The 14946-nt window shown below is 59.2% G+C and carries 14 protein-coding genes; 10 read left to right on the top strand and 4 right to left on the bottom strand.

The window, feature by feature from the left end; translation table 11 throughout:
- From ACOTXI_RS09350 to ACOTXI_RS09335, 4 genes are all read left to right on the top strand, one after another.
- Entirely contained in the window at positions 1-324 is a 324-nt protein-coding gene (locus ACOTXI_RS09350) for a hypothetical protein (protein ID WP_008502390.1), read from the top strand.
- A 214-nt stretch (positions 325-538) separates the two neighbouring features.
- Entirely contained in the window at positions 539-3172 is a 2634-nt protein-coding gene (locus ACOTXI_RS09345; protein ID WP_103786771.1) for a YdbH family protein, read from the top strand.
- A gap of 2 nt (positions 3173-3174) precedes the next feature.
- Entirely contained in the window at positions 3175-3360 is a 186-nt protein-coding gene (locus tag ACOTXI_RS09340; RefSeq protein ID WP_021241323.1) for a YnbE family lipoprotein, read from the top strand.
- 7 nt (positions 3361-3367) lie between these two features.
- A complete protein-coding gene (locus tag ACOTXI_RS09335) occupies positions 3368-3685 on the top strand; it encodes a YdbL family protein (RefSeq protein WP_008502387.1) in 318 nt (105 codons plus the stop codon).
- Here the strand turns inward: ACOTXI_RS09335 and feaR are convergent, their stop codons facing one another.
- Complete coding sequence (feaR, locus tag ACOTXI_RS09330; RefSeq protein ID WP_021241324.1) at positions 3686-4594, bottom strand: transcriptional regulator FeaR; 909 nt, start codon at positions 4592-4594, stop codon at positions 3686-3688. It abuts the gene before it with no gap.
- A gap of 241 nt (positions 4595-4835) precedes the next feature.
- Here feaR and ACOTXI_RS09325 point away from each other — a divergent pair, with 241 nt between their 5' ends.
- A complete protein-coding gene (locus tag ACOTXI_RS09325; RefSeq protein WP_087855465.1) occupies positions 4836-6335 on the top strand; it encodes an aldehyde dehydrogenase family protein in 1500 nt (499 codons plus the stop codon).
- 88 nt (positions 6336-6423) lie between these two features.
- Here the strand turns inward: ACOTXI_RS09325 and ACOTXI_RS09320 are convergent, their stop codons facing one another.
- From ACOTXI_RS09320 to paaZ, 3 genes are all read right to left on the bottom strand, one after another.
- The gene (locus ACOTXI_RS09320; RefSeq protein WP_023344047.1) at positions 6424-7530 is read right to left on the bottom strand and encodes a GGDEF domain-containing protein; all 1107 of its coding nucleotides are present in this window, start codon (positions 7528-7530) and stop codon (positions 6424-6426) included.
- A gap of 118 nt (positions 7531-7648) precedes the next feature.
- Complete coding sequence (gene tynA / locus ACOTXI_RS09315; protein ID WP_058653785.1) at positions 7649-9922, bottom strand: primary-amine oxidase; 2274 nt, start codon at positions 9920-9922, stop codon at positions 7649-7651.
- A 205-nt stretch (positions 9923-10127) separates the two neighbouring features.
- Positions 10128-12167: a phenylacetic acid degradation bifunctional protein PaaZ gene (gene paaZ / locus ACOTXI_RS09310; RefSeq protein ID WP_058653784.1), complete on the bottom strand. Its 2040-nt coding sequence runs from the start codon at positions 12165-12167 to the stop codon at positions 10128-10130.
- 101 nt (positions 12168-12268) lie between these two features.
- Between paaZ and ACOTXI_RS09305 the strand changes: the two genes are divergently transcribed.
- Genes ACOTXI_RS09305 through paaD form a run of 5 tightly spaced genes read left to right on the top strand, consistent with a single transcriptional unit; the run spans position 12269 to position 14946 of the window.
- Positions 12269-12442, top strand: coding sequence for a hypothetical protein (locus ACOTXI_RS09305; RefSeq protein ID WP_165472808.1), 174 nt, complete (start codon positions 12269-12271; stop codon positions 12440-12442).
- A 10-nt stretch (positions 12443-12452) separates the two neighbouring features.
- Positions 12453-13382, top strand: a complete 930-nt coding sequence (gene paaA, locus ACOTXI_RS09300) for a 1,2-phenylacetyl-CoA epoxidase subunit PaaA (RefSeq protein WP_008502381.1) — start codon at positions 12453-12455, stop codon at positions 13380-13382.
- A gap of 12 nt (positions 13383-13394) precedes the next feature.
- Positions 13395-13682, top strand: coding sequence for a 1,2-phenylacetyl-CoA epoxidase subunit PaaB (gene paaB / locus ACOTXI_RS09295; RefSeq protein ID WP_058653783.1), 288 nt, complete (start codon positions 13395-13397; stop codon positions 13680-13682).
- An 8-nt stretch (positions 13683-13690) separates the two neighbouring features.
- Positions 13691-14437 (top strand): 1,2-phenylacetyl-CoA epoxidase subunit PaaC, encoded by a 747-nt coding sequence (gene paaC, locus ACOTXI_RS09290; protein ID WP_058653782.1) that lies wholly within the window; start codon positions 13691-13693, stop codon positions 14435-14437.
- Positions 14438-14448: 11 nt separating this feature from the next.
- Positions 14449-14946, top strand: coding sequence for a 1,2-phenylacetyl-CoA epoxidase subunit PaaD (paaD, locus tag ACOTXI_RS09285; RefSeq protein WP_008502378.1), 498 nt, complete (start codon positions 14449-14451; stop codon positions 14944-14946).

Here is a 14946-nt window from a genome sequence, read left to right as displayed (position 1 = left end):
ATGTCGGAACAATTCGAGTTGTCATTAACCCCACCGATTCTACCTGCCGTATGCTATTTTATTGTATCTATTGTCGTTTTTTTCTTGTTGTACCTCGGGAAACTCAAGGTCAACAGGCTTCATAAATATCCTCTGTTCATTGCCTATACGCTATTTGTGATAGCCATCGCAGCCATTCAAATTAACGTTTTTGCCAACGGCTATGAGTTTGTTAGCGGTTTTTTACATATTGATTTTGATCCCTGGCGGTACGACTCGGTGTATTGGGGGTCATTGATATTCGCCATGCTTTACCTGCTGGCAATGCCACGGAATAGGTATTAATGTCGCAAATCTGCTCTGCGATTATTCTTGAACTTATGCGTAACCAATTGAACCGAAACTTTATTCTTTAGGTTACGCATAGCAAAAAAATTACCGCTTACTATTACAGCATCTATTCTTAACTTGGCGTCAACTTCAACTCAACCGCTAAACATGCGACAATGATCGGCACTGCCGGCTTAATTCTTTCGCTAAATCAGGATATTAACTGCCCATGAAGGGTAAATACAAAGCCGCTCTTGCGCTTTTACTGCTGTTCATATTGTTGCCGCTGACGCTGCTGATGACGCTCGCTCAGTGGGTACCGACGCTCGCCGGGATCTGGCTTCCCGTCGGGACGCGCATCGCGTTCGAAGAGAGTCCGAAACTGACTCTCCGCGCGCTGGTGATCCCCGATCTTCGCTATCTGGTGGAAGACTGCGAAATTGCCCGCATCGATAACGTGACGCTGTCACACCCCAGCCGCTGGAAGCTGGATATCGGCGCGCTGGATCTTAACACCGTCTGCCTGAGCAAAATTCCCCAGTCGGCGCCCTCAACGGTCGCCCCGAAAACGCTGGCGCAATGGCAGGCAGTGTTACCCAATACCTGGCTCACGATTCACCGTCTGACGCTGTCGCCCTGGCAACAGTGGGAGGGCGAGCTGCAGGCGTCGCTAACCCCGTCCAGCCAGGAGATCGCCTATAAAGGCGAGCAGGTCAGCATTAAAGGCACGCTTCGCGGTCAGACGCTCTCGGTCAGCCAGTTCGATGTTCAGCTCCCGGATCAGCCGCAGCCGATTAAGCTGGTGGGCGAGTTTACCCTGCCGCTGGTGCCGGACGGCGTGCCGGTGAAAGGCCACGCGGTGGCGACCTTTAACGTGCCACAGTTAACGTCTCTGGTCGATGCCGATCTCGACTGGGAAGACAATCAGGGACAGCTGGTGGTGATGGCGAGAGACAACCCCGATCCGCTTCTCGACCTGCCGTGGCAGATCACGGCGGAACAGCTCAACATCAGCGACGGGCGCTGGAACTGGGATCTCTCCGGTATGCCGCTGAGCGGGCGGGTGTCCCTTCGCGCCGACAACTGGCAGCAGGGGCTGGAGAAAGCCACCCTGACCGGACGACTGAACGTCTTGACGCAAGGCGATGCGGGTAAAGGCAACGCGGTACTGAATATTGGGCCCGGCAGGCTCAGCATAGAAAACAGCGACATGCCCCTGCACCTGAGCGGCGAGGCGAAGCAAAACGATCTCATTCTTTACGCCAAGTTACCGGCAAAACTGACCGGCAGCCTGTATGAACCGCAGCTCGCCTTTGAGCCGGGCGCGCTGCTTCGCTCGCGCGGGCGCATCATTGACTCGCTCGATATCGATGAAATCCGCTGGCCGCTGGCGGGCGTGAAGCTCACCCGGAAGGGGGTGGACGGTCGTTTACAGGCGATTCTGCGCGCCCATGAAAACGAGATGGGCGATTTTGAACTCCACCTGGACGGTCAGGCAAACGACTTTTTACCCGATAACGGCCTGTGGCAGTGGCGCTACTGGGGCAAAGGCGGCTTTACGCCGATGCATGCCCGCTGGGATGTCGCCGGGAAAGGCGAGTGGCGCGACAACCTTATTGAGCTGACGGCGCTCTCCACCGGCTTTGACAAGCTTCAGTACGGCACGATGGAGGTCAGCACGCCGCGTCTGGTGCTGGATCGGCCTGTACGCTGGCTGCGCGATGCCGAAAAACCAACCTTCCGTGGGGCGTTATCGCTCAACGCAGGGCAAACCCGTTTCTCCGGCGGCAGCGTGTTGCCGCCCTCGGTCCTGACCTTCAGCGTCGACGGCACCGACCCGACGATTTTTCAGTTTAAGGGTGACCTCCATGCGGACAACATCGGCCCGGTACAGGTGAACGGACGCTGGGATGGCGTGCGCCTTCGCGGGCAGGCCTGGTGGCCGAAACAGTCCCTCACCGTATTCCAGCCGCTTATTCCGCCGGACTGGAAAATGACGCTGCGCGACGGGGCGCTTTATGCGCAGGTCGCCTTCTCGGCGGCGGCCGATCAGGGCTTTGAAGCGGGCGGGCACGGGGTGCTGAAATCCGGCAGCGCCTGGATGCCCGATAACCAGATTAACGGCGTCGATTTTGTGCTGCCGTTCCGCTTCAGCGAGGGCACCTGGTCTCTGGGCACGCGCGGTCCGGTCACGTTGCGCATCGGTGAAGTGGTAAACCTGGTGACCGCGCGCAACATTACCGCGGATTTACAGGGCGATTATCCCTGGACGGAGGACAATCCGCTGCTGCTCACCAACGTGAAGGTGGAAACCCTCGGCGGGAAGATCACCATGCAGCAGCTGCGAATGCCGCAGCACGATCCGGCTCTGCTGCGGGTGGACAATATCTCCTCGAGCGAGCTGATTAGCGCCGTCAATCCGAAACAGTTCGCCATGTCGGGGCCGGTCAGCGGGGCGCTGCCGTTCTGGCTGGACAATGAAAAATGGATCATTAAGGATGGCTGGCTGACCAACCCGTGGCCAATGACGCTGCGCATCGACAAAGATACGGCCGACGCCATCGTGAAAGACAATATGGTCGCGGGCGCCGCGATTAACTGGCTCCGCTATATGGAAATTTCGCGTTCGTGGACGAGAATCAATTTAGATAACCTGGGTGAATTAACCATGCAGGCGACCATCAAGGGGACCAGCCGGGTCGATGGCAAAAGCAGCTCCGTCAACCTGAACTATACCCATGACGAGAATGTCTTTACCCTCTGGCGCAGCCTGCGTTTTGGAGACAACCTGCAAACCTGGTTTGAGCAACACGCGGCGATACCCGGTCTCCGCAGTTCGACTGGCAAGGAAAGTGAGGAATAACAATGAAAAAGATGGCTGGTGCGCTCACCGTTGCCGCGCTACTGTCCGGCTGTACGCCGCGCATTGAAGTCGCTGCGCCAAAGGAGCCGATTACCATCAACATGAATGTCAAAATCGAACATGAGATCCACATTAAGGTCGATAAAGACGTTGAAACCCTGCTGAAATCGCGCAGCGATCTGTTCTGAGGATGCCATGAAACGAGTAGCTCTGATTTTGCTGGCGCTGGGGATGAACGTGCAGGCGGCTACGCTCACCCTCAACGATGCCCGGGCCCAGGGGCGCGTGGGGGAAACCCTCAGCGGTTATCTGGCCCCGATTCAACAGGATGCCGAAACGCTGGCGCTGGTCAATCGCATCAACGCGGCGCGCACGGAAAGCTACCAGAAGCTGGCTGACAGCAATAATTTGCCGGTCGATGAAGTGGCCAAAATGGCAGGGCAAAAACTGGTTGCCCGCGCCCAGCCGGGCGAGTATGTGAAGGGCATTAACGGAAAATGGCTGAAAAAATAGCTAGCGGTAGCGCTTGCGGTATTCACCCGGCGAAACGCCAAAGCGCTGCTTAAACGCCGTTGAAAAATGGCTATGGTCGGTGAACCCCCAGCTGTAGCCAATGCCCGCCAGTTTTTCGTCATCACCGGCTGCGCGCAGCACCTCCGCGCAGCGATCCAGGCGGCGGTTTTTAATGTACTGCGCAACCACCAGCCCCTTCTCGGCAAACATACGGTAAAGGCTGCGCACGGACATTCCGCTCTCGGCGGCAATCCACTCCGGACGCAGCGATTCAGACTGAATGTGGTCGTCAATCAGCGCCACCACATGCTGGAACTGGCGCTCCTTACGCGGCTGAATGATTTCGCGCTGCTGGAAAGCGGGGCGCAGCAGGCAGATCATCGCTTCGAGCGCCGCTTCACTCTCCCGGTCACTCAGGCTGGCATTGCTCATGCTCTCCATCAACAGGCGATGGCTCAGCTGCACCGTGGGCAGCGTGCGGGAAAGGGCGGTGGCGCAGCTTATCTCCTGAAAACGGCACTGCTGCTCAATAATCTGACGGGGAACCAGGAGCGAAATCTGGCGGGATTTTTCCTGCCAGTTGATCGAGCAGGGGCGTGAGGCGTCAATCAGCGTGATATCCCCGGTTCTGAGTACCGCGCGACGGTCATCCTGCTCAATCTCCGCGCTGCCTTCGAGCTGAAACACGGTATAGAACCAGGCATCGTTACTCTGTTTGATCTCCTCACGGGAGCGGAACAGGTTGACACCACCGGCGGTGACGGTGCTGAGCTTCAGGCTGCGCGCATAGCTGGTCTCCAGCTCGCCGTAGAATCTGCCCCCGGTGGGCTGCGCGTTAAAACGCCCGCAAACCTGGTTAATTTGCGCCAGCCACTGCTGATACTGTTCCTGCTCGCTTGCACACGCCATCGTTTCTCTCACTGCACCGTCAACGTTTTCGCATTGTTGCATTTGTGTTGCATTTTGTCAGAGCTATGAGGCTGACTATAGGAAAGAACACTCACCGGTAACAGCGATATAAGCGGCAATTATCGCGATTTGCGGCGCCTGTCACAGGTGGCAAAGCGAATGTCACAGAGACAAAAGCGAGAATGCAAAACCCCTCTTAGACTGGATGAACACCCTGCGAAGAATAACGAAGGAGTATCCTATGTCTGAATCACTGGTGGCTATTCAGCCTGCCGTGCAACAATTTTTAGACCGACAGCATGGCCTGTGGATTGAAGGGCGTCAGGCCGCGTCGGACAGTGAAAAGCGGCTTAATGTCTACAACCCGGCCACGGGCGAGGTGATTGCCTCAACTGCCGATGCCAGCGTCGACGACGTTGATCGTGCCGTCATGTCCGGCTGGCGCGCCTTTGTGGCCCGTACCTGGGCCGGAAAGCTCCCGGCGGAGCGCGAGCGGATCCTGCTCCATTTCGCCGATCTCGTCGAACAGCACGGCGAGGAGCTGGCTCAGCTTGAAACGCTGGAGCAGGGCAAGTCCATCAACATCTCCCGTGCCTTTGAAGTCGGCTGCACCCTGAACTGGATGCGCTATACCGCCGGGCTGACCACCAAAATTGCGGGCAAAACCCTCGATCTCTCCATCCCGCTACCGCAGGGGGCACGCTATCAGGCGTGGACGCGTAAAGAGCCGGTTGGCGTGGTGGCCGGAATTGTGCCCTGGAACTTCCCGCTGATGATTGGCATGTGGAAAGTGATGCCAGCGCTGGCCGCGGGCTGCTCTATCGTCATTAAGCCGTCGGAAACCACGCCGCTGACCCTGCTGCGCGTGGCGGAACTCGCCAGTGAAGCGGGCATCCCGGACGGGGTGTTCAACGTGGTGACCGGCAGCGGCGCGGTGTGTGGCGCAGCGCTGACCTCGCACCCGCATATTGCGAAGGTGAGCTTTACCGGCTCAACGGCAACGGGTAAGCAAATTGCCCGCGCGGCGGCGGACACGCTCACCGGCGTGACCCTGGAGCTGGGCGGGAAAAACCCGGCAATTGTGCTCAAGGATGCGGACCCGGCGTGGGTGATCAAAGGCCTGATGACCGGCAGCTTCCTGAACCAGGGGCAGGTGTGCGCGGCCAGCTCGCGTATCTACATAGAGGCGCCGCTGTTTGACACGCTGGTCGGCGGGTTCGAACAGGCGGTGAAATCCCTGAGCGTCGGGCCGGGCATGTCGCCGGAGGCGTTTATCAACCCGCTGGTGTCGCGTGCGCACTGCGACAAGGTGCAGTCCTTCCTTGATGAGGCGACGTCGCGCAACGCGGAGCTGATCGTCGGTAACCGTGGTCCGGAGGGCAAAGGCTATTACGTGTCGCCGACGCTGGTGGTGAACCCGGATGCCTCGCTGCGGCTCACCCGCGAAGAAGTATTCGGTCCGGTGGTCAACCTGGTACGCGTCGCCGACGGGGAAGAGGCGCTCCAGCTGGCAAACGACACCGAATATGGCCTGACGGCCAGCGTCTGGACGCAGAATATCAGCAAGGCGCTGGAGTACACCGACAGGCTGCAGGCGGGCACCGTGTGGGTGAACAGCCATACGCTGATCGACGCCAACCTGCCGTTCGGCGGGATGAAGCAGTCCGGAACAGGGCGCGACTTTGGCCCGGACTGGCTGGACGGCTGGTGTGAAACCAAGTCGGTGTGCGTGCGGTATTAAAAAGCAAGCCGGGTGGCGGCTACGCCTTACCCGGCCTACAACGACTCGGACCGTAGGCCGGGTAAGCGCAGCGCCACCCGGCTTTTATCTACAGCGACCACCGATCCCGCCCGGCCTCTTTCGCCCGATACAGCGCCGCATCGGCGCGGGCGATAATCTCGGTGCCCGCGAGTCCCCCCGCCATCCCCGCAATCCCCATGCTCACGGTGACATGGTCGCTGACCGTCGAGGCGCCGTGCGGTATGGCCTCTGCGCGAAGGCCGTCCTGGATACGCAGGGCGACCTTTTCAGCGATGTTCTCCGGGCAATTAAACAGAATCACCAGAAACTCTTCGCCGCCGTAGCGTGACACCACATCCTCAGGTGTGCGCACCGACTGCTTAAGCACGCGCGCCACGCGCGTCAGACAGTCATCACCCGCCTGGTGCCCGTAGGTGTCGTTGTAGCGCTTGAAGTAGTCGATATCCAGCATAATCAGCGAGAAGGGCTTCTTCTGCTCAACCGCGTTCTCCAGCACCACCTCCATTTTCCGTCGATTGGCGGTTTTGGTTAACGGGTCCTGATGCGCCAGCGCATCCAGCCGCGAAATCAGCAGCTGATTCTGCTGGTTACGTCGCCAGGCTTCGTCAAACCAGCTCAACAGAATAAAACGCCCGCAGATCAGGATCAGCGTAAAGACGCTCCAGATAACAACGAAGTGAAGGTTGAGACCATCGTTTCGTATCCAGCTTGCTATCGGCAGGGTGATCCAGAGCGGGAGCACAAAGGCGAGCAGCCCTTCAGGGTAGAAATAGAGCGCCGTCAAACCGGCGAGTAACAGAATAACGCACAGCGGCCAGACGTGCGGGAGCAGCAGCTGGGTGATAAACCAGAAGCAGGAGACCGACCAGATGGCGCTGCAGATAAACAACACCACGCTGATGCCGGCGATGCGCCGCCAGGCCATAAGGATCAGCGCAGCCGAGAGGATGATAATACCGAGCATGGAGGCATCGACGATTCTCGTCAGCTGCGGCGAGTGGGGATAAAGGGGATCGCTGGCCTTAAGCAGAACGTGTCGCAGCAGAATCATCACCGCGAAGCTGATATTGACGAAGGCCAGCCACGGCAGGTTCATCGCCAGTCCATGCATGACCATGGCCTGGCGCGTTGGCCAGGTTGCCCGTTCCAGCGTCGGTTTTTTTCTTTTTTCCATAAAGCCCTTTCCCGTCCGGGGGATAAATCATGCAGGTGAGATATCAGTAACTATAAGCAAGCCAGGACGATCCTCAAACGCCAGGGCAAAAAAAACCGGGCAATTGCCCGGCGGATGGTTATTTTTCGTCTTTTTTCTTCCCGAGCGTTGGCGTCTCGTCGAAGAAATTCCACGGTTTAAGCAGGGTATGCACCCATTCCGTCGGCATAATCGGCCACTCCTCCGCGCGCGCCACGTGGGTGGTGCCGGTGGTCATCCAGACCACGTCATCCTGATCGTTCAGCGATTCGTTATCCTTGCTGTACTGCCCAAGGCCCGTGTCGTGGATGGAGCGGTTCGGGAATTTCCCTTCCGGGTAGAGCTCATCCGGATGGTAACGGGTCACCCACAGCTGTTTGTCCATAAAGCTCAGGCGATGGTAAATCCACTCGTCCGGGGCAAATTTCGCGCCGGTCGCCACCGGGTGCGTGCCGCCCGCGTAAGGGATGATCTGGTACGAGACCGGGTTGCCCATGCGGTTCTCTTTACTTGTGTTGCTCAGCAGTCGAATCGTGCCCGGGTCGAACTTCTGCGCCGCCTGCTGCTCGGTATCAATATCGTACTGATTAATCTGCATGGTGCTGGTGCGCGGGCCCCCGGCGGTATTCGGCTTCACTTCCGGATCCATCGCCACCAGCTTGTTGTTGATGCCGTCCACGTCCATATCAAGACGGAAGTTGTAGATGTGCTGGTGCGTGGTGCCCACGATGTTGTGGTCGATCAGCGTGCCGTATTTTGTATCGTCTTTGGCGGTGGCGTCGTGCATGGTTTTCGCCTGAACGCCTTTCACCGCCTCGATACCCGTCGCACCGGCGTCAATGCCGATGGTGCCATTTTCATGAAACACCCAGTCGAAGATGTAATCGTAGTTGCCCACGGTACTCACCCAGCGCACCACCAGTTCGCGGCGCTCGGTGCTGACGTTAGGCTGGCCCATCTCCTGATGCTTATATTCCGGCCCCGCGTAGCGTTCGAAAATCGCAATCGCGCGCGGGATCTCCATCGGCGCGCCGGTGTAATCCGGGATGGTTTCGTTGAGCATCACCGCGTTGGACGGCACGTCTTTCCCGCGCACCAGCGGCGAGGTCAGGGTGCCCATGCCGTAGTCGCCGGAATCAAGATAGGCCTTGAAGTACCAGCCCACGTCCGGATCGCCGTAAGGAACGATCATGCCGCCGAGCGACCCCTGATACATAATCTGGCGTTTTTTGCCGTTGTCGTTATACGTGACGGTTGAAATCATCGGGCCGACGCGGGAGTCCAGGCTCAGGTGGAAATCCCAGTTCTGCCAGTGCACCATATCGCCGGTAATGGTGTAGTTCTTGCCTTCCGGCTCAATGATGTCGAGCGGTTTTTTCGGCGTCTCTATACGGTCGCGGCCATCGTAGGGGCGCGGCGTCATCGGAACCGGAACAACGGCACCTTCCTCAATCTTCTGGATTTTCTTCTGCTCAAGATCGACCACGGCCACCAGGTTTTCAATCGGGTGCGCCCAGTAGTTGCCGTCGCCGACGTCGAGATAGCTCACCACCTTCAGCAGGCGATCTTCCTGCTTCAGGCCGTCTTTACCGTCGAAATAGCCCACGGTCAGCGGCGTGGTAATCACTTTTTTCGGGTCGGTGATGCCGTGTTTTTTAAGCACCTCGGCAAACTCCGTGCTCTCGTTAACGATCTGCTGCACCGCAGTGAAATCATCCAGCAGCACCATGCCGTGCGCGTCTTTCACCGGCTCCCAGCGCAGGATTTTTTTATCCTTCAGATCCACCAGGCTTTCGATAACGTGCTTCCCATCGAGCATCACAATCTTTGCCTGACGCGGGGCATCCACAGCCGTAACGTTAAGCACAAAGTCCCACACTTTGGCTTTCTCTGGCTCAGCAAGGGCAATCTGGGTAAAGCGGGTATTTGGTTTAAAATCCGCCGAGGCTTTGACAATCTCAACGGCTTGCTTAATTTCGTCCGCCGTCAGCGCGTTCAGCGGGTGAGGGCGTTTTTCAACCTGGAAAGTCTGGTCAAGAGCGGACTGGAAAACATCATTGATGAAGCTGTCAGAGATAAAGGCTTTCTTGCCTTTCATCACCACCGGCACCTCGAGCTTGAGGGTTTTCCCGTTGACGATGGCGGTTTTAGCGCCCGGTTTGACCTTCACAAAGGCGCCGTCTTTCGCAATGGTAAACATCTGTGCGTAATCATCCCACTGAACGTCGGCGCCAAAGTCCTGCAGCGTTTTGTCCATCGGGACCATATGCGCCTCGCTGCCGTGGGCGAAAACAGGGGATTGCCAGGCGCAACACAGCGCAACGGCCATAGCCAGCGCCGTTCTACGGGCAGAAAAAGAAGAATTGCTTCCCATCGTAGACCTCATCTTGTTGTGTTTATAGTGTTGTGACAGCCCTATCCTGACAGGCGCCTGAGAAAAGCGTTTGCCTGCATCTGCCAGATTATTTGCCAGTCTTGCCAGGTTAAAAAAAGAGCGGGGCGATGTCACACCCCGGCTGGTCGTCGTAGGCCGGGTAAGCATCGCGCCACCCGGCAGGAAAGGCGGTGAAGGGAAGGTGTCAGAAATCCCCCTGCTGGCGCGCCACCAGCGTCAGGATGGAGTAGAGCGCCACGGCCTGCTGGTGCTGGTTGAAGATCTCAACCGCCCATTCCACTACGCCGGTTGGTTTTTCCTCGGCGGTACGCTGTTTCTTCAGCGTTTTACGCTTGCAGGTCAGACGCACCTGAATGGTATCGCCCGGTTTAACCGGCTCGATAAAGCGCAGGTTCTCCATGCCGTAGTTGGCGATCACCGGCCCGACGCCCGCATCAACAAACAGCCCTGCTGCGGCGGAAATCAGGAAGTAGCCGTGCACCACGCGCTCGCCAAAGATCGACTCTGCCGCGCCGATCTTGTCCATATGGGCGTAAAAGTGGTCGCCGCTCAGGCAGGCAAAATTCACGATGTCCGCTTCCGTCAGGGTGCGGCGCGGCGTCAGCAGGCTGTCGCCCGGCTGCAGCTCCTCAAAGTATTTGCGGAACGGATGCACGCGATCTTCCTGCACCGCTGCGCCACGCACCCACTGCTTGCCGATAGCGGCCAGCATGGTTGGACTGCCCTGAATCGCGGTGCGCTGCAGGTAGTGCTTCACCGCGCGCAGGCCGCCCAGCTCTTCGCCACCGCCCGCACGTCCGGGACCGCCGTGCACTAGCTGTGGCAGCGGGGAACCGTGGCCGGTGGATTCTTTCGAGGCTTCCTCGTTGAGGATCTGAATACGCCCGTGGGCGCGCGCCGCGCCGAGAATAAACTGGCGGGCAATGTCCAGGTCTGCGGTGACCAGCGTGCCCGCCAGGCTGCCGCCGCCCGCGCGGGCAAGCTGCATTGCGTGCTGTGCGTTGCGATACGGCATCAGGGTCGCGACCGGCCCGAAAGCCTCCGTTGCGTGGACGGCAGGGGTTTCATCCGGCTGCGGGCAGAACAGCAGGGTCGGCGGGAAGAACGCGTCCGCGGTCTGCAAATCCGCTTTGCCTCCAAGACGGACCTGGCAGCCTGCGGCGATCAGCCGATCCACTTTCTCCTGTACGTCCGCGCGCTGTTCGGCGTTGACCAGCGCGCCCATCTTTACCCCTTCCTGCGCCGGATCGCCCACCGCCACCTTTTCCAGGCGGGCAATCAGCGCCTGGCTCACGGCGTCAATCTGGCTCTGCGGGACGATAATGCGGCGGATGGCCGTACATTTCTGCCCGGCTTTGGCGGTCATCTCGCGTACCACTTCCCGAATGAACAGGGCAAATTCCGGCTGATCTGGCGTGACGTCTTCCCCCAGCACGCAGCAGTTAAGGGAGTCGGCTTCCATCGTGAACGGAATGGCATTCGCCACAATATTCGGGTGCACGCGCAGGCTTTGCCCGGTGCTGGCGGAGCCGGTAAAGGTGACCACGTCCTGGCTGTCGAGCTGGTCGAGCAGATCGCCCGCGCCGCCGCAGATCAGGCTGATAGCGCCGTCCGGCACCAGCCCGCTGTCGACGATGGACTTCACCATCGCCTGCGTCACCTGCGCGGTAGCGGTGGCAGGTTTGATGATGGCGGGCATGCCCGCAAGCCAGGTCGGGGCCAGTTTTTCCAGCATTCCCCAGCAGGGGAAGTTAAAGGCGTTGATGTGCACCGCCACGCCGGACTTCGAGGTCAGGACGTGGCGCGCGGCAAAGCCGCCTTCTTTTGACAGCGGGATCGGCTCGTCTTCCGGCCACACGGTGTCATCCGGCAGCTCGCGGCTGCCCAGGCTGGCGTAAGTGAAGAGGGTGCCGATGCCGCCTTCGATATCGACCCAGCTGTCTGCTTTCGTCGCCCCGGTCTGGGCGGACAGGGCATAAAACGTCTCTTTCTCGCTAAGCAGGTGCTTTGCCACCGCCTTCAGCATGGCCGCGCGTTCGATAAAGGTCATCGCGTGAAGCGCTTCGCCGCCGCGCTCAATCGCATAGCGACGGGCGGCCGCCATGTCCAGCCCTTCGCTGGTCACGCTCCACAGCGCTTCGCCAGTGATGGCGTGATGAATAGTGCGTTCGCGGCCCCGGCCAGACTGCCAGGTGCCGGACAAGAAGCTGGCTAACTGCTGCATCGCTTATCTCCAAATGTTACGTAATTTACCCATTAATAGTTTGATCGTGAATCATAAAAATCAAGCCGAGTTTTTAATGAATTGTTAACGATGTGATCTGGATGGATGAATCACAGAATACCAAGGCCCGCTTATCAAGGCTTTCAGCAAAAGCCTTGCGAGCAGCATCACAAAACAAGCAAACAATTCTTGGGGTTATATTTAACCTTTGTGTAACTTTTAAAAAACAAAGTGATTCAACATTACGCTTTAATTTGCAAACTAACGAATCATAAAGGTGATGACGTGACGCAAGAACAACGGTTTGAGCAGCGCATAGCGCAGGAGACGGCGATTGAGCCTCAGGACTGGATGCCTGACGCCTACCGTAAGACGTTGATCCGCCAGATTGGCCAGCATGCGCACTCCGAAATTGTCGGCATGCTGCCGGAAGGGAACTGGATCGCCCGCGCCCCGACGCTGCGCCGCAAGGCGATCCTGCTGGCGAAGGTGCAGGACGAAGCCGGACACGGGCTTTACCTCTACAGCGCGGCGGAAACGCTGGGCTGCGCACGGGAAGACATCTACCAGAAAATGCTCGACGGCAAGATGAAATACTCCTCCATCTTCAACTATCCGACCCTGAGCTGGGCCGATATCGGCGTGATCGGCTGGCTGGTGGACGGCGCGGCCATCGTCAATCAGGTGGCGCTGTGCCGCACCTCCTACGGTCCGTATGCCCGCGCGATGGTGAAAATCTGTAAAGAAGAGAGCTTCCACCAGCGCCAGGGCTTTGAAGCCTGCATGGCGCTGGCGCAGGGCAGTGAAGCCCAGCGTCAGATGCTGCAGGACGCCATCAACCGCTTCTGGTGGCCGGCGCTGATGATGTTCGGGCCGAACGACGACAATTCGCCGAACAGCGCCCGCAGCCTGGCCTGGAAAATCAAACGCTTTGGCAACGACGAGCTGCGCCAGCGCTTTGTCGACAACACGGTGCCGCAGGTGGAGATGCTGGGCATGACGGTGCCCGATCCCGACCTGCATTTTGATGAAGAGCGCGGTCATTATCGCTTCGGCGAGATCGACTGGCAGGAGTTTGACGAGGTCATTAACGGGCGCGGCATCTGCAACCACGAACGCCTGGCCGCGAAACGTAAAGCCTGGGAAGAGGGCGCGTGGGTGCGGGAAGCCGCGCTGGCGCACGCCGAAAAACAACGCGCCCGTCAGGCCGCTTAAGAGGAAATAACCATGAGCAATGTCTACTGGCCGCTGTACGAAGTGTTCGTACGCAGCAAACAGGGGTTGTCCCACCGTCACGTGGGCAGTCTGCATGCCGCCGACGATCGCATGGCGCTGGAAAATGCGCGTGATGCCTATACCCGCCGCAGCGAAGGGTGTTCTATCTGGGTGGTGAAGGCGAGCGAGATTGTCGCCTCCCAGCCGGAAGAGCGCGGCGAGTTCTTCGACCCGGCGGAAAGCAAGGCTTACCGCCACCCGACGTTCTACACGATCCCTGACGGCATCGAGCATATGTGAGGCAAAGAATGAACTCAGTGACTGCCTATGCCCTGCGTCTGGGCGACAACGGTCTGGTGCTCTCCCAGCGTCTCGGCGCCTGGTGCGGCCACGCGCCGGAGCTGGAAATCGACCTCGCGCTCGCCAATATCGGGCTCGACCTGCTGGGCCAGGCGCGTAATTTCCTGACCTATGCCGCGGAGCGGGAAGGCCAGGGCGATGAGGACACGCTGGCGTTTGGCCGCGACGAGCGCCAGTTCCGCAACGTCCTGCTGGTGGAGCAGCCGAACGGCAGCTTCGCCGACACCATTGCCCGCCAGTACCTGATGGATGCCTGGAACGTGGCGCTGTACGAACGCCTGACCCAAAGCCGCGACGGCCAGCTTGCCGCCATTGCCGCCAAGGCGATTAAAGAGGCGCGCTACCACCTGCGCTTCAGCCACGGCTGGCTGGTGCGGCTGGGCGACGGGACAGAAACGTCTGCGCAAAAAATGCAGCAGGCCATCGACAGCCTGTGGCGTTTTACGGCGGAGCTGTTTGACGCCGATGACGTCGAGCGGGAGCTGATTGAGTCCGGCGTGGCGGTTGACCCGCGCCTCCTGCGCCAGCCGTGGGAAAGCGAAGTGTATGCCGGTCTGAATGAAGCCTGCCTGCAGGTGCCCGCTGAGGTGGCGTACCGCACCGGGGGCAAGCAGGGGCTGCATACCGAACATCTGGGCCCGATGCTGGCGGAAATGCAGTATCTCCAGCGCGCGTACCCCGGTCAGCAGTGGTAAAGGAGAACGCTATGCAACGCCTCGTCGACATCGCGCCTGCGCAAATCCCGCAGATCTGGGCGCTGTTAAGCCAGATCCCCGATCCGGAAGTGCCGGTGTTAACCATCACCGATTTAGGCATGGTGCGCAGCGTGAAGGCGCAGGGGGAAGGCTGGGTTATCGGCTTCACGCCCACCTACTCGGGCTGCCCGGCGACGGAACACCTGCTGGGGGCGATCCGCGAGGCGATGACCGCGCACGGCTTTACTCCGGTGCACATTGTGCTCCAGCTTGAACCCGCATGGACCACCGACTGGATGACCCCCGACGCGCGCGAGCGCCTGCGGGCGTATGGCATCAGTCCGCCCGTGGGGCATAGCTGTCACGCGCACGCCCCGGTGGAGGTGAGCTGCCCGCGCTGCGCCAGCACCGACACCGCGCTTATCAGTGAATTTGGCTCGACGGCCTGCAAAGCGCTCTACCGCTGCAATTCCTGCCGTGAGCCCTTCGACTATTTCAAATGTATTTGA

The sequence above is a fragment of the Enterobacter cloacae complex sp. BZL2005 genome, from assembly GCF_049238885.1.
Lineage (GTDB): Bacteria > Pseudomonadota > Gammaproteobacteria > Enterobacterales > Enterobacteriaceae > Enterobacter > Enterobacter roggenkampii.
The sequence above is the reverse complement of the archived record's forward strand: the minus strand, read 5'-3'. Positions and strand labels throughout refer to the sequence as shown.

Coding starts and splice junctions, on each gene's coding strand:
- paaC (WP_058653782.1), top strand. CDS start 13,691: ATGAACTCAGTGACTGCCTATGCCCTGCGTCTGGGCGACAACGGTCTG.
- ACOTXI_RS09350 (WP_008502390.1), top strand. CDS start 1: ATGTCGGAACAATTCGAGTTGTCATTAACCCCACCGATTCTACCTGCC.
- paaB (WP_058653783.1), top strand. CDS start 13,395: ATGAGCAATGTCTACTGGCCGCTGTACGAAGTGTTCGTACGCAGCAAA.
- feaR (WP_021241324.1), bottom strand. CDS start 4,594: ATGGCGTGTGCAAGCGAGCAGGAACAGTATCAGCAGTGGCTGGCGCAA.
- ACOTXI_RS09325 (WP_087855465.1), top strand. CDS start 4,836: ATGTCTGAATCACTGGTGGCTATTCAGCCTGCCGTGCAACAATTTTTA.
- tynA (WP_058653785.1), bottom strand. CDS start 9,922: ATGGGAAGCAATTCTTCTTTTTCTGCCCGTAGAACGGCGCTGGCTATG.
- ACOTXI_RS09345 (WP_103786771.1), top strand. CDS start 539: ATGAAGGGTAAATACAAAGCCGCTCTTGCGCTTTTACTGCTGTTCATA.
- ACOTXI_RS09340 (WP_021241323.1), top strand. CDS start 3,175: ATGAAAAAGATGGCTGGTGCGCTCACCGTTGCCGCGCTACTGTCCGGC.
- paaD (WP_008502378.1), top strand. CDS start 14,449: ATGCAACGCCTCGTCGACATCGCGCCTGCGCAAATCCCGCAGATCTGG.
- ACOTXI_RS09305 (WP_165472808.1), top strand. CDS start 12,269: ATGGATGAATCACAGAATACCAAGGCCCGCTTATCAAGGCTTTCAGCA.
- paaZ (WP_058653784.1), bottom strand. CDS start 12,167: ATGCAGCAGTTAGCCAGCTTCTTGTCCGGCACCTGGCAGTCTGGCCGG.
- ACOTXI_RS09320 (WP_023344047.1), bottom strand. CDS start 7,530: ATGGAAAAAAGAAAAAAACCGACGCTGGAACGGGCAACCTGGCCAACG.
- ACOTXI_RS09335 (WP_008502387.1), top strand. CDS start 3,368: ATGAAACGAGTAGCTCTGATTTTGCTGGCGCTGGGGATGAACGTGCAG.